General features: G+C 63.3%; 15 protein-coding genes. 11 read left to right on the top strand and 4 right to left on the bottom strand.

The window, feature by feature from the left end; all coding sequences use genetic code 11:
• Positions 1-85 precede the first annotated feature (85 nt).
• From mmsB to PCJ49_RS02170, 5 genes are all read left to right on the top strand, one after another.
• Positions 86-973 (top strand): 3-hydroxyisobutyrate dehydrogenase, encoded by an 888-nt coding sequence (gene mmsB, locus PCJ49_RS02190; RefSeq protein ID WP_269909505.1) that lies wholly within the window; start codon positions 86-88, stop codon positions 971-973.
• A gap of 2 nt (positions 974-975) precedes the next feature.
• On the top strand, positions 976-2,526 hold the full coding sequence (locus tag PCJ49_RS02185; RefSeq protein ID WP_269909504.1) for a malonyl-CoA synthase: 1,551 nt from the start codon (positions 976-978) through the stop codon (positions 2,524-2,526).
• 90 nt (positions 2,527-2,616) lie between these two features.
• Entirely contained in the window at positions 2,617-4,134 is a 1,518-nt protein-coding gene (locus tag PCJ49_RS02180; RefSeq protein ID WP_269909503.1) for a radical SAM protein, read from the top strand.
• A gap of 115 nt (positions 4,135-4,249) precedes the next feature.
• Positions 4,250-6,130 carry a LodA/GoxA family CTQ-dependent oxidase gene (locus PCJ49_RS02175; protein ID WP_269909502.1) on the top strand — a complete coding sequence of 627 codons (1,881 nt, stop codon included), beginning with the start codon at positions 4,250-4,252 and terminating at the stop codon, positions 6,128-6,130.
• 5 nt (positions 6,131-6,135) lie between these two features.
• On the top strand, positions 6,136-7,227 hold the full coding sequence (locus tag PCJ49_RS02170) for a tryptophan 7-halogenase (protein ID WP_269909501.1): 1,092 nt from the start codon (positions 6,136-6,138) through the stop codon (positions 7,225-7,227).
• Between the two features lie 31 nt (positions 7,228-7,258).
• Here the strand turns inward: PCJ49_RS02170 and PCJ49_RS02165 are convergent, their stop codons facing one another.
• From PCJ49_RS02165 to PCJ49_RS02155, 3 genes are all read right to left on the bottom strand, one after another.
• Positions 7,259-8,827 carry an FAD-binding oxidoreductase gene (locus tag PCJ49_RS02165; RefSeq protein ID WP_269909500.1) on the bottom strand — a complete coding sequence of 523 codons (1,569 nt, stop codon included), beginning with the start codon at positions 8,825-8,827 and terminating at the stop codon, positions 7,259-7,261.
• Position 8,828: 1 nt separating this feature from the next.
• The gene (locus PCJ49_RS02160; RefSeq protein ID WP_269909499.1) at positions 8,829-9,164 is read right to left on the bottom strand and encodes a hypothetical protein; all 336 of its coding nucleotides are present in this window, start codon (positions 9,162-9,164) and stop codon (positions 8,829-8,831) included.
• Between the two features lie 69 nt (positions 9,165-9,233).
• Positions 9,234-10,448 carry a class I SAM-dependent methyltransferase gene (locus PCJ49_RS02155; protein ID WP_269909498.1) on the bottom strand — a complete coding sequence of 405 codons (1,215 nt, stop codon included), beginning with the start codon at positions 10,446-10,448 and terminating at the stop codon, positions 9,234-9,236.
• A gap of 209 nt (positions 10,449-10,657) precedes the next feature.
• On the opposite strand from PCJ49_RS02155, the gene PCJ49_RS02150 reads away from it, so the two are divergent.
• Entirely contained in the window at positions 10,658-12,166 is a 1,509-nt protein-coding gene (locus tag PCJ49_RS02150) for an aldehyde dehydrogenase family protein (protein WP_269909497.1), read from the top strand.
• 85 nt (positions 12,167-12,251) lie between these two features.
• Here the strand turns inward: PCJ49_RS02150 and PCJ49_RS02145 are convergent, their stop codons facing one another.
• Positions 12,252-13,100, bottom strand: coding sequence for a helix-turn-helix domain-containing protein (locus PCJ49_RS02145; protein WP_269909496.1), 849 nt, complete (start codon positions 13,098-13,100; stop codon positions 12,252-12,254).
• A 302-nt stretch (positions 13,101-13,402) separates the two neighbouring features.
• Here PCJ49_RS02145 and PCJ49_RS02140 point away from each other — a divergent pair, with 302 nt between their 5' ends.
• From PCJ49_RS02140 to PCJ49_RS02120, 5 genes are all read left to right on the top strand, one after another.
• Positions 13,403-14,551, top strand: coding sequence for an FAD-dependent monooxygenase (locus PCJ49_RS02140; RefSeq protein WP_269909495.1), 1,149 nt, complete (start codon positions 13,403-13,405; stop codon positions 14,549-14,551).
• 47 nt (positions 14,552-14,598) lie between these two features.
• Positions 14,599-16,113 carry an aldehyde dehydrogenase family protein gene (locus PCJ49_RS02135; protein ID WP_269909494.1) on the top strand — a complete coding sequence of 505 codons (1,515 nt, stop codon included), beginning with the start codon at positions 14,599-14,601 and terminating at the stop codon, positions 16,111-16,113.
• A gap of 160 nt (positions 16,114-16,273) precedes the next feature.
• Positions 16,274-17,737: an NAD(P)/FAD-dependent oxidoreductase gene (locus tag PCJ49_RS02130; protein WP_269909493.1), complete on the top strand. Its 1,464-nt coding sequence runs from the start codon at positions 16,274-16,276 to the stop codon at positions 17,735-17,737.
• 135 nt (positions 17,738-17,872) lie between these two features.
• Positions 17,873-19,096 (top strand): hypothetical protein, encoded by a 1,224-nt coding sequence (locus tag PCJ49_RS02125; protein WP_269909492.1) that lies wholly within the window; start codon positions 17,873-17,875, stop codon positions 19,094-19,096.
• A 25-nt stretch (positions 19,097-19,121) separates the two neighbouring features.
• Positions 19,122-20,012, top strand: a complete 891-nt coding sequence (locus PCJ49_RS02120) for an alpha/beta fold hydrolase (protein WP_269909491.1) — start codon at positions 19,122-19,124, stop codon at positions 20,010-20,012.
• Positions 20,013-20,121 lie beyond the last annotated feature (109 nt).

The following is a 20,121-nucleotide window of genomic DNA, read 5'->3' as shown; positions in this document are numbered from 1 at the left end:
CTGCGCCGGGGTGACGGGATAGGATGGTTCAAACTGAATCAGACAGCCCCACCCTTCACATAATAACCTGATCGGGAGGAAGACCATGGCGACGATTGCTTTCATCGGGCTTGGCAATATGGGCCTGCCGATGGCCAAGAACCTGTTGAAGGGGGGGCATCGGGTGATCGGTGTCGATCTCGCCCCCGCCAATCTGGCCGCCGCCGCAGAAGCGGGGATTGAGACCGGGCCGGCCGCAGGGCCGGCCGCATCCCTGGCCGATGTGATTGTCACCATGCTGCCCGCCGGCCCGCATGTACGCGCCGTTTATGGTAATGCCGGCGGGGTGATCGAGAGCGCCAAACCCGGCACCCTGTTCATCGACAGTTCCACCGTGGATGTGGACAGCGCCCGCGCCGTGGCGGCCCAGGCGGAAAAAGCAGGGCACCTGATGCTGGATGCCCCGGTTTCCGGCGGCACCGGCGGGGCGGCGGCGGGGACGCTGACCTTCATGGTGGGCGGGTCGGATGCGGCCTTTGACAAGGCCAAGCCCTATCTGGAACTGATGGGCAAGACCATCGTTCATGCCGGCGGTCCCGGCACCGGGCAGGCGGCGAAAATCTGCAATAACATGGTGCTGGGCATTTCCATGATCGCCGTGTCAGAGGCGTTTGCCCTGGCCGACAAGCTGGGCCTGGATCGGCAGAAGCTGTTCGATATTTCCAGCAAATCGTCGGGCCAATGCTGGTCGCTGACCTCCTACTGCCCGGTGCCGGGGCCGGTGCCGACATCGCCTGCCAACCGGGAATATCAGCCTGGTTTCGCGGTCGATATGATGTTGAAGGATTTGAAGCTGGCGCAGCAGGCCGCCGCCAGTGCTGGCGCATCAACCCCCCTTGGCGCGCAGGCGGCGGCGCTGTATCAGCTATTTTCGGCGGCGGGCCATGGCGGGCTCGACTTCTCCGCCATCGTGAAAATGCTGCAGGGGAAATGACCATGGACGGCGTGAAAAGCGGCAACCTCTATCACCTGATCGAAAGCCGCTTTCCCGCCGATATGCAGGCCCGTTTCATCACCCTGATGGACGGGCCGCGCCAGGGCGTCTGGTACACATACGCCGATCTGGTCTCCATCTCCGCCCGCTTCGCCCATGCCATGGTGCAATTGGGGGTGAAGCGGGGTGACCGGGTGGCGGTGCAGGTGGAAAAAAGTGCCGAAAACCTGTTCCTTTACCTCGCCACCCTGCGACTGGGTGCCATCTATCTGCCGCTGAACAGTGCCTATCAGAAGGCAGAAATCGCCTATTTTCTGGAAGATGCCGAACCGGCTTTGTTCGTCTGCCGACCGGAGGATGAGGCCGGGATGCGGGAACTGGCCGCCCGCTATCATGTGCCGGCAGTGGCCACCTTAGGCATTGCGGCCGATGGCAGCCTGCCGGATATGGCCCTGAATCTCAGCCATCATTTCGATACCGTGCCGATGGCGGCGGATGATCTGGCGGCGATCTTGTACACGTCTGGCACCACCGGGCGGTCAAAGGGGGCGATGACCAGCCATGGCAATCTGGCCAGCAACGCCCTGACCCTGCATCAGCTTTGGGGTTTCCAGCCGGGTGACGTGCTGCTGCACGCGCTGCCGATTTTCCATGTGCATGGGCTGTTCGTTGCCACCAACACCACGTTGTTGAACGGCGGTTCCATGCTGTTCCTGGGTAAGTTTGATGCCGATCGGCTGGTCGATCTGCTGCCGCAGGCCACGGTTCTGATGGGCGTGCCCACCTTCTATACCCGTCTGCTCGCCCATCCCGGTTTCACCCGCGATCTGGTGGCGCATATGCGCCTGTTCATCAGCGGGTCGGCCCCACTGCTGGCCGATACGCACCGGGAATTCAGCGATCGCACCGGTCATGCCATTCTGGAGCGCTATGGCATGACGGAAGGGGGGATGATCACCTCCAACCCGCTGGCGGGCGACCGCGTGCCGGGCACAGTGGGCTTCCCCCTGCCGGGGGTGGAACTGCGCATCACCGATGATCAAGGGCAGGCCGTGCCCACCGGCACGATTGGCCAGATTGAATTCAAAGGGCCCAATCTTTTCAAGGGCTATTGGAAAAAACCTGAGAAGACGGCTGAGGATATGCGGGCCGATGGTTTCTTCATCACCGGTGATGTCGGCAAGCTGGATGAGCGCGGCTATGTGCATATTGTTGGCCGTGCCAAGGATTTGATCATCTGCGGCGGCTTCAACGTCTACCCCAAGGAGGTGGAGACGTTTCTGGATGGGCTTGATGGCGTGGTGGAAAGTGCCGTCATCGGCCTGCCGCACCCGGATTTCGGGGAGGCGGTGGCCGCCATCATACAGAAAAAGCCGGGCCGTGACGATGTGACGGAAGTCAGCCTGATCGCCCAGGCAAAGGAAGCACTGGCCAATTTCAAGGTGCCCAAACGCGTCTGGTTTGTGGAGGAACTGCCCCGCAACCAGATGGGCAAGGTGCAGAAGGCGGCCCTGCGGGAACAGCACAAGGCCAGCTTCACCGGCCCCGCATAGTCTGCACCCGGCCCGCCATACCCCACGCGACGTGCCCTGCCGCTGCCAATATGGTTTGCTGGCCGACATAAGCGTTTATCGGCGGGCTATATGCGTATCCTGATCATCAATCCGGCCACGGAAAGCCCCGGTTATCATTCCGGGGAGGTGTTTGCCGCCGCCGGCTTGGCCGCTCGCACGCCGGTGGCAGACCTTGCCATCACCACCGTTGCCGCCTTTGTGCCGTCGGACTGGGAAATCCGGCTGGTGGATGAGATGATCCAGCCGTTGGATATTGAGGAGGCCGCCGGCTGGTGTGATACCGTGGCGATTACCGGCAAGGTGACGCAGCGCAACCGGATGATCGAACTGGCCGCCCTTTTCCGGGCGCGGGGGCGGACGGTGATGATCGGCGGTTCTTATGCCTCGCTCTCCACCGACGATATCCGCCCCCATGCCGATGTGCTGGTGACCGGGGAGATTGAGGATATTGCCGCCGGCCTGTTCGCCGATCTGGCCGCCGGCACGCCCCGCCCGCATTACCAGGGCGGCAAACCCGACCTGCGTTCCTCCCCCGTACCGCGCTGGGATCTCTATCACAATGACGGGGCCTTGATGGGGACGCTGCAAACCTCCCGCGGATGCCCGTTCCAGTGTGATTTCTGCGACGTGATCCAGTATCTGGGGCGCAAGCAGCGGCACAAGGATGCCGCCCAGGTGCGGGCCGAACTGGATATGCTGTCCCGCCATGGCTATCGCAGCATCTTCCTGGCCGATGATAATTTCACCGTCTATCGCCAGCACGCCCACGCCATATTGGATGTGCTGCGTGAATGGCAGGTGGGGCGGGCACCGCATGAACAATTACGCTTCATGACCCAGGCATCGCTGGATCTGGCCCGCGACGCAACCCTGATGAAAGCCTGCGTCAGCGCCGGGCTGGATACGGTTTTCATCGGCATTGAAACTGTAAATGAGGAAAGTTTGCGCGGTGCCGGTAAACGTCAGAACCTCTATCAGGACACAAATATCGCCCTGCAAGCCATTGTGAATGCGGGTATTGCCATACAGGGTGGCATGGTGGTCGGCTTTGATGGTGACAGGCCGGACATCTTCGGCACGCTTTATGACTTCATGCAATCATCGCCGGTGCCACTGTTCAGCACCGGCGCCTTAGTGGCCCCACCCGGCACGCCGCTGCATGACCGGCTGAAGGCGGAGGGGCGCCTGGTGGGGGCCGATTGGCAGAGCGCCGGCAGCTTCACCACCAATATCCAGCCCCTGCATATGAGCCGACAGGCCCTGCTGGAAGGGGTGCGCGATCTGGTTCACCAAGCCTATGCCCCATTGGCATTTGAGAAAAGAATAATGAACTTTCTCAATGCATTCCAGGGTGGGGTTAAACAGGAACCGCAACGGATGCCGATTGCGGATGATGTGCGGACCCTGCTGAAATTCATCGCCCGTTTCGGTTTGGCGGAAAAGGCCATGGTGCTGCGCCTGCTTGCCATTGCCCAGGAATATCCACCAGCACAGCCGCATCTGCTGGCCTATCTCGTCCGCTATGCCCAAATCCGCTACATGCTGGATCAGCTGGATCGGGGCGGCGTCACCACCAAGGCGGCGTGACCCTGGCACCGCAGGCATATAACTTTTAACATTATTAATGGTTGAATTTTTCAACAGTCTCGCACAACCTTGCGTACCCGCTGGACGGGAGTAGGAATAAGGCGAGGAAGCGGTCATGAGCAGCCATTTATCCGCCCAGGATGACACGATTGTCAGCGCGGCGATTTATCCGCCGATTGGCATTGCCCGCGTCGGCAACAGCCCGACGGAATGGTATTATGGGCCGGAAATTCCTGAGCCGCCGCCCCACCCGCCGGGTTTTTACCGTGACAGCACCGGGGCGCTGAAGCGGGAAGCCGCACGGTTCCGCATCTATGGCCTGAACGCCCAGGGTGTTGCGGTGCGGGAACTGACCGCTGGCGAAGGGGTGGAGATTGAATGGACCGTCCATCTGGCAAACCAGAAGGCCGCTTGGTACGAATTCCAGATCGCCCTGGATATTCCGGAGGCGGCGTTGGCCGCCCCCTCCTATCGCCGTAATGCCCAGGTGGAGGATCGTGCCTCCCTGGTGATCGATCCCGGCTCGCGTACCATCAGCGGCAAGGATCATGCGCCGGTGGCCTTTGACAGCGGTCATTTTGTTGGCAAGCTGGTTTATCTGGGTGAATTGCGCACCGATGGGGCCGGGCGTCTGGTGGTGCTGGGTGGTTATGGCAAATCTGCGTCCTATAATGGCGCCCCGGCCGTGACCTATGGCAATAATGATGGTTGGCATGATGATACGGCCGATGGGCCGGTCACGGCGACCGTGAAGCTGGATGGCCGGTCCCTGACCGTGGCACCGGCCTGGATTGTGACATGCCCGCCCAATTACGGGCCGCAGCAGAAATCCGTGCGCACCATGTGGGACCTGATGCGCCAGATCGCCATTACATCAGGCTTTCTGCCCAAGCTGAAGCAACCCTCCTTCACCGCTGACATCCTGCCGATCTTTGAACGATTGAGCGACCTGCAATGGGTGAATGAAGGGTTCTACCGGGGCTTCGGCTGGGGCTCGCCCTTTGATTTCACCAGCGATGCCTGGAAGGTGAAACTCGCCGATCCGTCGGCGGAGAATGCGGAGAACCGCCGGCAGCTTTATAACCAGTTCCGCCAGAGCGACCGTGACAGCTGGTCACCCGTGCCCTGGCCCTGGATCTATGGCGACGCGATGGGGGAATTGAAGGGCAAGACCCCGCGTCAGTTCACCGAACTGACGCCAACCCAGCTGACCTTCCTGCAGCAATGGGCCGCTGGGAATTTCATAGCCGATTATGATCCGGATGCTCATAAGCCTAAGAGTCTGGAAGAATTGCCCGTGGCCGAACAGCCGGAAGCCCTGACCCGCGCGGCGCTGGAATTCTGTCTGGCCGATGCCTTCCATCCGGGATGTGAAATGACGTGGCCGGTACGGTCGCTTAATATGTATATGGGGGCCTTCCGCTTCCTCCATGCCCCGGCCGGCAGTGCGGAGCCGGATTATGGCCCCGTCATGACCACGGAAATCTGCGACACTCCGCAAGGGCCGCTTTGGGGTCAGCGGCCGGGCTCCATTACCCGCTGGATGGCGGTGCCATGGCAGACCGATACGGCCAGCTGCCGCTCGGGCTATGACAAGACATATGATCCCTATCTGCCCACCTTCTGGCCGGCCCGCGTGCCCAATCAGGTTCTGACGCCCAGTGCCTACGCCAAGGTGATGGATACCAGCCTGTCGACGGAAGAGCGTCTGTCCGCCTTTGCCAGCCGACAGGATTGGGATGACACGCTGGGGGCCGGCACCTACATCGCCCAGATCAACGCCATGGCCAATAATATCGATCTGGTGGCTGTGGTCGATGTCGTGCCGGGCCCTACCGATGGCATCCACCTGCCGCCCGTCATGCAGGTGGCGGATCGGGAGGCGGCACCCAAGGCCGGGCTGCTGGGGGCGGCCCGTTCCGGTGCTGAAACCCAAGGCATCGACTGGTCCGATATCGACAAGGTGCGGGGCAGCCGCAACCGCCGGCGGGACTGACGCGGTTGGCCGATATCGATGTACTGATCATCGGTGCCGGGCCGGCGGGTTGTGCCACAGCCTTGTCGCTGGCGGGCAGACGCTCGGTTTTGCTGATCGATCGGCGGGAAGGGGCGATGGTGCGGGTGGGCGAAAGCCTGCCCGCCGCTGCCTGCCGTATCCTGGCCGATCTGGGGGTCATGGCGGCCTTTCAGGCCCAGGGCCATGCGCCTTGTCATGGGCAATTATCCCGCTGGGGTGGGCAGCGGCTGGTGGAACGCGACGCCCTGCGCGATCCCTATGGCCCCGGCTGGCATCTGGATCGCGCCCGTTTCGATGCGCTGTTGCGCGATGAAGCCACGGCGCGGGGTGCCCGACTGCTGGCCCCGGCGGAACTGGCTGGTATGGTATCGACAGACGGTGTTTGGCAGGTACAACTGGCAGGGGCCGGGGTAGTGACGGCGCGCATCCTGGTGGATGCCGGTGGGCGGACGGCCCCTGTTGCCCGCGCCCTGGGGCAGCGCCCGCTGGCGGAGGATGGGCTTGCCTGTGCCTGGACGCATCTGCCGGATCAGGGCCAGCATCCCGGCATGACCTTGATTGAGGCGGAGGAAGAGGGATGGTGGTACAGCGCCCCGCTACCCGGCCAGCGCCGTATCCTGGCATTCCATACCGATGCTGATTTGCCGGCGGCGCGTGATGTCCGTGACCGGGCCGGGCTGTTGTCACGGGCAGCGAAAATGGGGCTGATGGCCCCTTTGCTGACAAGGGCCGGGGCGCTGGATGATCTGGCGGGCGGCTTCACCGCCGCCCATGGCGCCCGTCTGGCACAGCCGGTGGGTCCAGGCTGGTTCGCCTGTGGGGATGCCGCCGGCTGTTTTGATCCGCTTTCGTCCCAGGGGTTGTTCAACGCGCTTTATACCGGGCTGGCCGTCGGTCAGGCGGCCGACCGCGCCCTTTCCGGTGACCCTGCCGGGGCCATGGCCATGCATCTGGACCGGATGGAAAGCATCCGGGCCGCGTATCGGGCCCATTTATCGGCCTGGTACGGGTTGGAACGGCGCTGGCCGGATAATCCGTTCTGGGCACGGCGACGGGGGGATGCAGGGATGGGCTGAACCGCCCCACATCCCCCCGTCACGGGCTGTTTTAAAGCCCCAGCACGCCGGGCGATATCCGACCCTGCGGGTCCAACTGCGCCTTCAGGCTGCGCACCAACCCGGCGGCGGGGCCGGAAAGCCGATCCAGATAGGGATAGGCCTTGCCGATCTGGTAATGGATGGCACCGAACTGACCATAAAGGGCGGCCAGATCGGCCTTCAACTGGTGCACATAGGCCCGCGCTTCCAGGCTTTCCGGATATTTGGGCAGCTTTTCCAGATAATCGGCGGGCACCACCTGCCGGTGATAGTCGGTGATGACATCCGGCCAATAAATGGCGATCTCATAAAGGAAACCGCTGGCATTGGGGACGGAGAACATGGTGCCGGTCCAGACGCCCAGCCGCTTCATCTCTGCCGACCGTTCGGCCAGGAAGGCGGCCAGCGCCTTGTCGAACGGCTTGGTGTTGGAATGTGGCAGCACACCATGCACCGGCACCCAGCGCTCTCCCGCCGGACCCAACGTGTTGTAGAAAGGGGCGAACGGCATGGAGCGGACCACGGCCGGCACCGTGCCGGGAATTTCCCGGCCCAGCGGCCCCAGCAATTCGCGCATCCGGTTCAGGCGGCCCTTCACCTCCCCATCATCCACCCCTTCGACGATGTAATGCACCATATAGGGGGCGCTGCCCAGATCGCGCCGGGCGGAAAGGGTGGCCTTGCCCAACTGCACAATGCCCGACGCCAGGGAGGGTGAGCTGCGCAGGATGGACAGGGCCATGCCAAACTGCGCGCCGGCCCGGTCCTGCCGGGCGATCTGCCCCTGGGACAGGGCGCCATCCAGGGCGAAACCGCTTTCGTCCAGCCGATCGAAGGAGACCAGGCGCATGGCCTCATGCAGATGGTCGAAATCGGGAAACGCGAAGGAAATCGGGCGATGGGCGGCGCGCTGGCGCTGCAGCGCCAGGGTCACCCGCGCCTTGATGCCCAGCGCCCCGCAATCCCCCGTGAACAGGCCGGTCAAATCCGGCCCGTAATGGCGGGAAAACGGGCTGCTGCCGACAGCGGCCGAACCGGTGGACAGCAGGCTGCCATCGGCCGTCACCACATCCAGCGACAGCACCGATTCCGCCGAAATGCCATAGGCGCCGGAGCCATGGCTGATACTGTTCTGCGACACCGACCCGCCCACCGTGGCCAGCAGGCCGGAGAAGGGGCCCCAGAACGGGGTGCGCAAACCGCGCGCATCCAGGGCCGCCTTTAATTCCGCCCAGGTGACACCGGCCTCCACCGTGACGAAGGCATCTTCTTCATTGATGCTGAGAATGCGGTTCAGCCGGCTGAGATCGACCAGCACCTGACCGGCATCCCGCGGCACATAACCATCGGTGTAGGAGGCACCGCCCCCGCGCACCGACAGGGCGATACCGGCGGCGGCGGTGGCACGCACCACCGCCTGCAGGGCCTCCACGCTTTGCGGCTGGACCACAGCCAGCGGCATTTCCAGCCGGCGATAGACATCGGTGGCGCGCGGCGACATGGCATCGCCGGTGATCAGGCCGTCATCACCAACGATGGCGGCCAGTTGTGCCAGCAGGGGGCTGGTGTCGAGCGGCATGTCAGGCGACCGCGATTTCGTCGATCACGGCGCTGTAGCCTTCCGCCGTCTCGTTGGCGGCGGCTTCGGCGGCTTCCTTGCGCATCAGATAGAACAGGCGCTCCAGCATCTGCTGACGGCGGGCTTCACGTGCCTCCAGCGCCGGCTGGTCCAGTTGCAGCTTGGCAATGCCACCGGCCAGATCCAGCCCGTTGGCGGCGGCCACACGTTCGATGCTGTCAATATGGTCGGCCAGCACCGACACTTCGCTGGCCAGCACCATGATCATCGACATCATCTGGTCATTGGCGTTGTTGTCGTAAAATTGCGGGCGCTTGCCCTTGGAATTGCGGTTCATGGCTTTCATCCGAATGGGGGGCGGGGGCTTGGCGGGCAGGGGCGGCCTTGGTGCCGCCCCACGGCCGGATCAGGCCGGCTTCTGGGCGATCAGCACTTCCCAGCCGCCGCCGGGGGCAAATTCGCCCGCCACGAAATCACGGTCAGCCACGCCTTCAGCCGCTTCCTGGCTATAGCCGGCGGCCTGGGCGGCAAACTCCATCACCGCCATCGGGGCGGTATCAAAGCGCACGCTGTCCGGTGCGAAACCGACCTTACGGGCCAGCCCCACCTGATCCACCTCACGCATCGCCCCCCAGAAGGGCTCGTTATTATAATAGGTCTCGTTATCCAGAATGAACTGGGTGAACGGGTCCATCAGGTCGAACGGCGGCAGATCGGCATGGATCATCACGCCGCCGGGGGCCAGCACGCGGAAACATTCCTCGAAAATGCGCGGCATGGCCTTGCCGGACGTTTCATGCAGCAGAATATGGCTGACCACCAGATCGAAATGACCATCGGGGAAGCTGGTCTTCTCCGCGTTCATCTGGGCGAAATTGACATCCAGGCCGAAGGCACCGGCGCGGGCATGGGCATAGCGCACCTGCTGGGCCGCCACATCCACCCCCCAGACTTCTGCGTCCGGGAACAGCTCCTTATAGGGCAGGGTGGAATGGCCCACGGTGCAGCCCATGTCGAGAATGCGCTTGGGCGTGAAGCCGTTCAGGCGGCGCTTAATATAGTTACAGACCGACCGGCCCATATCATCATTGTTCGGGCCGGTATAGCCCATGGAATAGAGATAGACGCCGCGGTCATACAGCACGCCGCCATTGATCTCTTCCGGCTTTTCCTCTCCCGGATAGCCGCCGGGCATACAATGGATGTCCAAGGCGGCGACATATTTCGGCACCTCGAAATTGTCGGGGATCAGCAACTGGCCCTTGTTACGGGCAGAGTATTCCTTGGCGGTGGTGGCCAGATCGCCTTCCTGGCGTTCGATGCTGTCAATCACCGAATCCCACAGCAATTCCTGGCTGATGCGGTTGACGGCGGCATAGTGCTGGAAATAGACATCCCGCACCATCGCCTTGCGGATGCCGTGGCGGTCGGGCGTAGGAGCCTTGCCGGTTTCCTGTTTGTAGCGGTCAACCGCGCGGGTCTTGTAGATGGGGCCCAGGCCGGGCAATAAACCCTTCTGGATAAACTGCTTCAGGCTCTTGCTGAATTCCTGACGTGAGGCTTCATCGGTCGTGGCCTGCGGCAACATCGCGTGCGGCGCCTGCTGGAACGTGTTCAGCATCTCCACCATCCCTGTATGTCGGTGATTTTCAGCGATGGTGTGGCCTGGCACCGGTTCTGCGAAGCCCGGTGCCCCCCCTTGTTCACCTGATGGACAATTTCCGCCCCGCCACCATCCGCATGGTGGATAGCGGCGATGAAAGCGCTGCCCTGAAAGGGGGTGCGTCCCGCCAAATCCTGCCATCCTTTTTCCCGGGAGGCGACCCGACCATGACCTTGTTAGAAGCCACCAGCCCCAGCAGTGAGGCCGCCCGCGCCCTGCTGTCCGCCCCGGCGCGGCGCGCCATGCTGATCGGCGGGGACTGGGTGCAGGCCCAGTCCGGCCACACCATCCCCACCATCGATCCCGCCACCGGCCGGATTCTGGCGGAAATCCCTGATGCCGGGGCGGCGGATGTCGATCGGGCGGTTGCCGCTGCCCGCGCCGCCTTCCCCGGTTGGGCCGCCACGGTGCCGGCGGAACGGGCGGCGATTTTGAACCGGATTGCCGATCTGATGGAACGTCATATTGACGAGCTGTCGGAGCTGGAAACCCTGGACCAGGGCAAGGCGCTCTATGTCGGCCGCTGGGCGGAAATCCCCGGCGCCATCGGGCAGTTCCGCTTCTTCGCCGGTCAGGCCCTGGCGATTGAAGGCCGCACCATCACCCCCTCGGTCACCTATCAGCCGCCCGGCAAACAGGTCCATGCCTGGACCGTGCGGGAACCGGTGGGCGTGGTGGCGGCTATCGTGCCCTGGAATTCGCCTTTGGTGCTGACGGCAATGAAGCTGGCCCCGGCCCTGGCGGCCGGGTGCAGCATCGTGCTGAAACCGGCGGAGGATACGTCGCTGACCGCCCTGCGCCTGGGTGAATTGATGCAGGAAGCCGGCCTGCCGCCGGGCGTGCTGAACATCGTCACCGGCCGGGGGGCGGAAACGGGGGCGGCGCTGGCCGGGCATGGCGGGGTGGACAAGGTGGCCTTCACCGGCTCCACCGCCACCGGCCGCGCCATCCTGGATGCCTCCAAGGGGAATCTGAAGCGGGTGACACTGGAACTGGGCGGCAAATCGCCGGTGATCATCCTGCCCGATGCGGAGCTGGATCTGGCGATTCCCGGTGCGGCCAATGCCATTTTCTTCAATGGCGGACAGGTCTGCGTGGCTGGTTCGCGCACCTATGTCCATGCCGATATCTATGACAAGGTGCTGGAAGGGCTGGTGGCGGCGGCCAATGGCATCCAGTTGGGCCATGGCCTGAACCCGGCCACCCAAATGGGGCCGCTGGTCTCCCCCAAACAGGCGCAGCGGGTCGAAGGGCTGGTCGTGGGTGCCGGCAAGGCCGGTGCCAGCGTGCTGACCGGGGGGGAACGGCTGGGACCGGCCGGCACCTTCATCCGCCCCACCATCATCGCCAATGTCGATCCGGCGGCGGAGATTGTGAAGGAGGAGGTGTTCGGCCCGGTACTGGTGGTGCAGCGCTTCACCGATCTGGATCAGGTGGTGGATGCTGCCAATGACAGTGTTTACGGGCTGGCGGCCAGTGTGTGGACGCAGAATTTCTCCCAGGCGCACCGGCTGTCGCGCCGGCTGAATGCCGGCACGGTCTGGATCAATACCCATTCCATGTTTGATGCCAGCCTGCCCATCGGGGGCGTGAAACAGTCAGGCTATGGCCGCGACAGCGGTTTGGCAGCCCTGGATAATTACCTGGATTGGAAGACGGTCTGCGCCGTGTTGTAAAAATGAACAGGGCCGCGTCACGTGACGCGGCCCTGGTTTCACTGGAGTGAAGCGTAAGCTTCACAACCTATGTTGATCTTCGGCGTCAATGTTCGACGCGGCGTTCCAGCGTCCAGTCCCAACGGCGGGTGGGGGTAAGCGGCTGCTGGTGGTTGAGGTCGCGGGTTTCCTTCCATTCAGCAAAGGTCTCACCAATTTCGGCGGCAGCCATTTTCAGGTCGGGCAGATACTTGGCGGCGAACACGGATTCAGTAACGGCCTTGTCCATGAAGCGCATACCGACACAGCCCAGCAGGTTGGTGCCGCTATAGATCGGCACAGCCGCCGTCGACTCCCCGCGATATTGCCGGATACTGATGGCATAACCGACCTTGCGGATATGGCTCAGCGTCTTTTCGATCAGGGCGCGCTCCCGCCCGGCCCCTTCCATTTCCCCGCCCGAACCCAGGGCAATATCCAGCAGGGCGGCGCGCTGCGGCGCCGGGCTGAAGGCCAGATAGGAACGGCCGGTGGCGCTGTTCAGCAGCGGCAGCCGCACGCCGGCATTATACCGTTCCAGCGCCAGCGGGCTCTGCTTGTCCGTGGTATAGCGGACCAGCATCCCGTTGCCCTGGTTGGTGCTGATGGAAACCGGCCAGACCAGCTTGCGGCCCAACTGCGACAGCACCGGCTGCGCCACCTCCGTCACCCAGGCCTCATCGTCATAGCCATCCGACAGGCAGCGCACCAGCACCGTCAGCCGGTAATGATCGTCAGAGGCATCGCGTACCGCATAGCCGGCGGAACACAGCGTTTCCAACACCCGATAGGCCGTCGTGCGCGGCAGGTCAATGGCGTTCGCCACATCGGTGACGGTGACGCCATTGCGGCTGTTCAGCACCTGCAGCACATCAAGCACCCGAAGCATCGCGCGAACTGGTTTAACCTTGTCCATACCCGTTCTCCGTTGTCCTGTTATCGTTGCCTGTTTTGGTATGCCTGTTCTATTGGCATAATTTTAGATCATCTTTTTTCGCATAATCGCTATTCCTGTAAAAAAAGGGAAGCCTGAATCGTCACATTTTGTCCGTTTGGTGGACGAATTTTGTCCGGCCTCCGGTCAGGCCGGCACGGGGGCGACCACCATGCGGACAGGGGGCTGTGTCCATCTATGCCCCACCTATGCCACCCCGTCTTAATTCCAGCCGGGGACGGCTTCGGGCCGTCGGGACACGGACCTGAAGGTTTTCCAAACAAATGAATAACGCGAGGATCACCATCGTCGGGGGCGGGATCGGCGGCATGACGGCCGCGATCGCGCTTCAACAACAGGGGTTCACGGTGACGTTGGCAGAGGCGGCCCCTGCCTTCGGGGAGGTTGGGGCCGGTGTCACCCTGTCGCCCAATGCGATGAAGGGTTTCATCCATATCGGCCTGAGCGAGCAGATTGCGGCGGCGGGCGTGGAGCCGCAGCGTCAGCGCATCCAGCATTGGCAGGATGGGCACTTGCTGCGGGCGATGGAACGCGCCGACATGCGGTCCAAGCACGGCGCACCCTATGTCTATATCCACCGGGCCGATCTGCACGCGATTCTGGTGGATGCGGCGGCCCGCGCCGGTGTCACCCTGCTGACCGATGCGGCGGCGGTGGCGATGGAGGGCAGCACGGTTGTCCTGCATGATGGGCGCCGGCTGGAGGCAGACCTTGTGGTGGGTGCCGATGGCTTGAAATCGGTGGTCCGTCGCCTGTTTGAACCGGCGGAAGCCCATTTCACCGGCCATGTCGCCTGGCGCGCCCTGGCGCCGGTGGATGACAGCCTGGCGGATCTGGTGCAATGGCCGGGGATGCATATCGGCCCCAACCGCATGGTGGTGCGCTATCCGGTGCGCCAGTCCAAGATAGTGAACATGGTGTTCTTCGCCCGCCAGGAAGGTTGGGTGCAGGATGGCTGGACCATCCCGGCCAGTCGCGCCGATCTGGAAAACACCTTTGCCGGCTGGTCGCCGGAGGTGCAGACGATGATCGCCGCCGTGCCGGAGGATCGGCTGTATAAATGGGCGATCAATGCCCGCAAGCCGCTGTCGAGCTGGATTGTCGACGACAAGGTGACCCTGCTGGGCGATGCCGCCCACGCCATGACGCCCTTCATGGGCCAGGGTGCGGCCTGCGCCATTGAGGATGCCATCGTGCTGACCCGCGCCCTGGTGGCGTCGGACAGCATTGCCGAGGGGCTGACGCGCTATGTCGCGGCCCGTCATGAGCGGGCCACCTTCATCCAGTTGGAATCCAACGCCAATGCCGACCGGATGCAGTCGGCGGATACGGAACTGTTTGGTCTTTCCGCGCTGCGCAATGAAGACACGCTCGGCCTTCTGGATTATGACTGCCGCACCATACCTGTGTAACCGGTCGGCTTCCAAGCCCTTCTTTTCATTTCATTTCTGGGGTTCCTATGTCCGCCTCGCCACAGCCCTTTGATGGTCACGCCATCTCCCCGGCCACCGCCGCGTTCCTTGGCGAACCGCACCTGCTGTTCATTGGCGGGGAGTGGTGCAAGGGCCGGGCGGGGGAGGCGATCACCAGCGTCGACCCCGCCACCGGCTTGCCCCTGGCAGAGGTTGAAAGCGGTGGTGTGGCGGAGATTGATGCTGCTGTGGCGGCAGCCAGCCGGGCCTTTGCCGGCCCCTGGGGGCGCAGCAGCGGGCCGGAACGGTCCCGGCTGCTGATGCGGCTGGCCCGGTTGCTGGAACGGGATGCCGATATCTTCACCGAACTGGAAATCCTGGATAACGGGATGCCGGGTTTCATCGCCCGGCTGACGGTGAATAACTGCGTGGAGATGTTTGAATATTATGCCGGTGGGGCCTTCCGGATCGAGGGCACCACCACCACCCCGCCGCCGCATGTCACCGCCACGGCAGAGGCGTTGACCTATACCATCCGGGAAGCGGTGGGGGTGGTTGGCCTGATCGTGCCGTGGAATGTGCCGCTTTCCACGCTGGTGCTGAAGCTGGCGCCGGCCCTGGCAGCCGGTTGCACCGTCATCGTGAAACCCTCGGAAGAAACGCCCCTGTCGGCCGTGCTGCTGGGCCGGCTGATTGCGGAGGCCGGGTTCCCGGCCGGCGTGGTCAATATCGTCAATGGTCCGGGGGAAACGGCGGGCGCCCGCCTCTCCCAGCATCCGGATGTCGATAAGATCAGCTTCACCGGTTCCACCGAGGTGGGGCGCAAGATCGTGCAGGCGGCGGCGGGCAACCTGAAAAAGGTCTCCCTGGAACTGGGCGGCAAGTCGCCCGTGGTGGTGATGCCGGATGCTGATCTGGACATCGCCATTCCCGGTGTCGCCATGGCCACCTTCTTCTTGCAGGGCCAGAACTGCATGGCCGGCACCCGCATCTTCGCCCATGCCGCCATCCATGACCGGCTGGTGGAAGGCATGGCCGCCTTCGTCCAGTCCTTCAAGCTGGGGCATGGGTTGGACCCGTCGGTGCAGTTCGGCCCGCTGATCAGCGCCGGGCAGGCGGCACGCGTCTGTGGCTATATCGAAAATGGCCTGCAGCAGGGTGCCACCCTGGTGACGGGCGGGGGGAAGTTGAACCGGCCGGGCCATTTCGTTCCTCCCACTATCCTCACCCATGTTTCCACCGACATGACCGTGTTCCGGGAGGAGATTTTCGGTCCCGTCATGTGTGTCAACCGGCTGGAAACCGAGGATATTGAGGAAATTGCGGCGCTGGCCAATGATACTGTCTATGGGCTGTCGGGCAGTGTCTGGACCCGCAGCCTGTCCACGGCCCACCGTCTGGTATCGCGCATTCGCTCCGGTCAGGTCTCCATCAACTGCCATGGCGCCATCGCCACCAATATCCCCTTCGGCGGCTATCGTCAGTCGGGCTGGGGGCGTGAATTCGGCAAGGAAGGGCTGGACGCCTATCTGGAAACCAAGGCCGTGACGGCCCGGCTTTGACCCCATCCACTACGCGGTCAATTGGGGGCGGCGTGTTTGTGAAAAAACAGTGCAGGTTATTAGCTGACTGAACAACTTCTGTCCGGTTCTGCCCCTGTTGTTAATTGCCCTGATCTTGGTACCGAAGCCTTTTTCCCATCCGCGATTGGTAGAGAATCTCATGACCAGCCAGATCCGCCCGCCGCAAGTTTCCCGTCGCGCCTTGGTGGGGGGCATGATCGCCGCCCCGCTGATCGTTGCTGCCAAGGGCTGGGCCGCTGGTCCCGCACATGTCGATGTGATTGTGGTCGGGGCGGGGCTGGCCGGCCTCAACGCCGCGTCCATCCTGGAAGGGCAGGGGCTCAATGTTCAGGTGCTGGAAGCATCGGATCGCGTGGGCGGCCGTCTGCGCACCGGCCGTGCGGAGGGATATCAGGCAGAGCTGGGGGCCAGCGAGGTCGGCGCGCTGTATGGGCGCGTGCGGGATGCCTGCCAGCGCCTGAATGTCGGCCTGACCAACAAGGGCGGCAAGCCGACCGATTTCCTGATCCATGTCGATGGCGTGTCTGTTCTGCCGGCCGACTGGGCGAAGGCTCCCAACAACATGACCGTCGGCGCGGAACGCGATATCCTGCCCTATGTGTTACAGAACAAGCTGCTGTTCCAGTGGCTGCCCTTCAAGCAGACCAATGCCTGGCTGGAGCCAGCCAACACGGTTTATGATGTTTCGGCGGCGGAATTCCTGCGCTCCAAGGGTGTATCAGAAGCGGCCATCCGGCTGGCCGATATCGACCTGAACGGGTCCAGCCTGGAAAGTGTGTCCGCCCTGTCGATCTTCCGCGACATGGCGCGGGCCCAGGTGGAAGGCTATGTCGATCCGAACAAGCCGCAATATGGCGTCAATAATATGGAGCGCAGCTATATTGTCGGCGGCTCCGATGTGTTGCCCAAGGCCATGGCGGCGGCCCTGAAGAACCCGGTGCGGCTGAATAATCCGGTGGTCGCCGTGGATCAGACGGCCGACAAGGTGCAGGTGAAGCTGGCCAATGGCGAGGTGCTGACCAGCCGCTTCCTGGTGATGGCGGCGCCCTTCAGCGCGCTGCGTCGTATCCGCTTCACCCCCGGCCTGCCGGAAGCCACGGCCAATGCGGTGGCTGGTGCGCGCTATTCCGCCACCACCCAGTTCCATTATCGCATCACCAAGCCCTATTGGGAAAAGGACGGCCTGCCACCCTCGCTCTGGACCGATCTGGCCTTTGAACGCGCCTTCGCGCTCAAGGGGGCGGAAAGCGGTGAGATCGACACGATGATCGTCTGGGTCAATGGTGACGGCGCCACCCGCTGGGATGACCGCGATGTGTCACAGCAAGCCGATCTGGTGATGGCCGAACTGGTCAAGGTGCGCCCGGCCATTGCCGGCGCCCTTGAATATAAGCTGGGCTATAGCTGGGGGCGCAACCCGTTCGTGGGCGGCAACAAGCATTTCTACGCCCCCGGTCAGGTCAAGCGCTTTGCCGCCGATATGGGCAAGCCGTCCGGCCGCATCCATTTTGCCGGCGAACATCTGCGCCGGCTGGAACATGGCATGGAATCCGCCATGGAGACGGGTGAGGCCGCCGCCATGGAAATTCTTGAAAAGGTTTGAGCCTTTAAGCAGGAACGTGGGCAGGGCGGGGGCTGAATATCGCGGATATTCAGCCCCTTCTGTGCTTATGAAAAGCCAGAACAGAATAAGCGGCCCCACCAAAAAGGGAAGGTCGCAGCAGGATGAGAGGACAGGATGAGCGGGCAGAAAAATGCCGGAATGCGCGATATCGCGCTGGATTACGCCTTGCCCTTGCTGGTGCTGGCACAGGATGTTCTAACCACCCTGATGCCGCGCGCGGACAAGATGGGGCCGATGCGGGAAGAACTGCGCGGCTGGCATTATCTGGTGGGAACCCTGCTGCTGGCGCTGGCTGCTGTCCGGCTCTGGCGCTGGTTCCGGGGGCAGGTACCGCAACCGGTACCGGCTTTGCCGCCGCGTGCCCGGACCTGGGCGATGGGGTTGGTGCTGGCAACCTATGCCCTGTTCTTCATCACGCCGATTTTCGGTTATCTGGTGGCCTGGAGCCACGATATGCCGGTGCATTACGGTCCGCTGCCAGCATTGCCGGCCCTGATCGGGGAGAACCGGAATGTCTGGGTCTTTACCGGCTATTTCCATTCCGGCATCAGCACCAGCCTGCTGGTGCTGAAACTGGGCGTGCTGCTTTCTGCCGTCTATTTCCTGTTCCGGCATGGCAAGGGGCTGTTTGCCGCCTTCCCGCGCGGTTTCGGGCTTTATGTGCTGCTCAGCTTCTCCGTATCGCTGTTCGCGCTCTCCACCTTCAAATCCTATGATCGCGGACCCTATGTGGTCGCCATCTTCCTGGTGATCTGTGCGGCGGTCTGGGGGCTGGCGCGTCTGGTGCGACGCGGTAAAGCGGGCAGCAGCGGGGAAGGGGCGCCCAAGGGGGCGGTCTTTGCCGGTATCGGCGCGCTGGCCATGATCGGGCTTGGCCTTTACGGCCCCTATGCCCTGTTCCGTGTTTCCCCCTTCCCCAAGGGGGAAATGGTGCAGGCGGCAGCCCATGTCACTTCGCATGAAACGCCGCTGGTGGTGGAGCAACTGCCGCCGGAAACCGATTTCGAACGGCAGGTGCGGGCGGAGACCTTCAAATGGTGCGTATTCTGCCACACCTTCAACAAGGGTGGTGAGCATCTGGTCGGCCCCAATCTCTATGCCATCATGGGCCAGCGCATGGCCTCTGTCCCCAACTTCCCCTATAGCGAGAGCCTGGCAGCCCGCGGCAAGGCGGGGGAGGTTTGGACCGATGCGGCCTTGGCCGAGTTCCTGGCCAATCCGGACGCCTTTGCCCCGGGAACCAGCATGATCATCTCCTCCGGCAATATCACCGATCCGGCCCGCCAGCAGGCCATCATCACCATCCTGAAGCGTGAAACCGGCTCTGCGGCACCGTAAGCCGTGGCGGAAAGGGTAGCCCTAGATGACAGAGATCGCTTTTGATCGTCGTTCCCTGCTGGCAGCGATTGCCGGTGCTTGCCTGCTGGGGGTGATGCCGGCCGTCGGACAGTCCGTGGACGCTGCACCGCTTTTGGTGAAAACAGCGGCTGGGCGCGCCGTGGCGGTCTATCGCTGGCCTGCTGCTGGCGGGTCGCTACGCGGGCGCATCCTGTTTTCCCACGGCGCCCTGTCGGCGCCGTGGAAATATCTGTCGCTGATCGATGCCTGGACCCAGGCCGGTTATGAGGTGCTGGCGCCGCTGCATGTGGATTCGACCGACCATCCCGACCGTGCCGCCTTCCAGGGCATGGCGAGCTGGCCGGCCCGGATCGAGGATGTGCGCGCCGTGGCCGACCATATAGGCGGCCCCTATATCGCCGCCGGCCATTCCTATGGGGCGCTGGTCGCCCTTTGCCTGGGCGGGGCGGGGCCCAAGGTGCCGGAAACGGTGAAGATTCCGCTGCGTGATCCCCGCGCGCTTGCTGTCGTTGCCTTCTCCCCGCCGGGCGGCGGCATGGGGCTGGTCAATCAGGGGGATTATGCCGGTCTGGCCGTGCCGGCCCTGATCCAGACCGGTGACCGTGACGTTCCCCCCGGGGGCAACGCCGACTGGCGCAGCCATCTGCTGGCCTATGATGATGCGGCGGCCGGGGGCAACCGCTATGCCCTGGTGCTGGCCGGGGTCGACCATTATTTCGGCGGCGGTATCTGCCGGCCGGAATTGCCGGGACCGAAGCAGGAGGCGGCCCTTTCCATTGCCGCATCCCTGTCGGTCCTGTTCATGCGGGCCCATGCCGGGGGGGATCAGGGTGCGCTTCAGGTGTTGCGCAGCCGTCTGGCCACCAGCGGGCCGGCCATCCTGACGCTGAAGTGAGTGTTGCCGACGTCCATCAGGTGGACGTCGGCGCGCGGCCTTGTTTCGCGTTTGATGCGTTGGGTAAAAGATTTCGCAGCATTGGAACAGGGGCCCGTGGCCGGCGGAA

The sequence above is a fragment of the Niveispirillum sp. BGYR6 genome, from assembly GCF_027568365.1.
Classification (GTDB): domain Bacteria; phylum Pseudomonadota; class Alphaproteobacteria; order Azospirillales; family Azospirillaceae; genus Niveispirillum.
The sequence above is the reverse complement of the archived record's forward strand: the minus strand, read 5'-3'. Positions and strand labels throughout refer to the sequence as shown.

Bases quoted from the DNA above. Each gene is read 5' to 3' on its own strand.
- PCJ49_RS02120 (WP_269909491.1), top strand. From the start codon at position 19,122: ATGACAGAGATCGCTTTTGATCGTCGTTCCCTGCTGGCAGCGATTGCC.
- PCJ49_RS02125 (WP_269909492.1), top strand. From the start codon at position 17,873: ATGAGCGGGCAGAAAAATGCCGGAATGCGCGATATCGCGCTGGATTAC.
- PCJ49_RS02180 (WP_269909503.1), top strand. From the start codon at position 2,617: ATGCGTATCCTGATCATCAATCCGGCCACGGAAAGCCCCGGTTATCAT.
- PCJ49_RS02165 (WP_269909500.1), bottom strand. From the start codon at position 8,827: ATGCCGCTCGACACCAGCCCCCTGCTGGCACAACTGGCCGCCATCGTT.
- PCJ49_RS02185 (WP_269909504.1), top strand. From the start codon at position 976: ATGGACGGCGTGAAAAGCGGCAACCTCTATCACCTGATCGAAAGCCGC.
- PCJ49_RS02135 (WP_269909494.1), top strand. From the start codon at position 14,599: ATGTCCGCCTCGCCACAGCCCTTTGATGGTCACGCCATCTCCCCGGCC.
- PCJ49_RS02175 (WP_269909502.1), top strand. From the start codon at position 4,250: ATGAGCAGCCATTTATCCGCCCAGGATGACACGATTGTCAGCGCGGCG.
- PCJ49_RS02130 (WP_269909493.1), top strand. From the start codon at position 16,274: ATGACCAGCCAGATCCGCCCGCCGCAAGTTTCCCGTCGCGCCTTGGTG.
- PCJ49_RS02140 (WP_269909495.1), top strand. From the start codon at position 13,403: ATGAATAACGCGAGGATCACCATCGTCGGGGGCGGGATCGGCGGCATG.
- PCJ49_RS02155 (WP_269909498.1), bottom strand. From the start codon at position 10,448: ATGCTGAACACGTTCCAGCAGGCGCCGCACGCGATGTTGCCGCAGGCC.
- mmsB (WP_269909505.1), top strand. From the start codon at position 86: ATGGCGACGATTGCTTTCATCGGGCTTGGCAATATGGGCCTGCCGATG.
- PCJ49_RS02145 (WP_269909496.1), bottom strand. From the start codon at position 13,100: ATGGACAAGGTTAAACCAGTTCGCGCGATGCTTCGGGTGCTTGATGTG.
- PCJ49_RS02150 (WP_269909497.1), top strand. From the start codon at position 10,658: ATGACCTTGTTAGAAGCCACCAGCCCCAGCAGTGAGGCCGCCCGCGCC.
- PCJ49_RS02160 (WP_269909499.1), bottom strand. From the start codon at position 9,164: ATGAACCGCAATTCCAAGGGCAAGCGCCCGCAATTTTACGACAACAAC.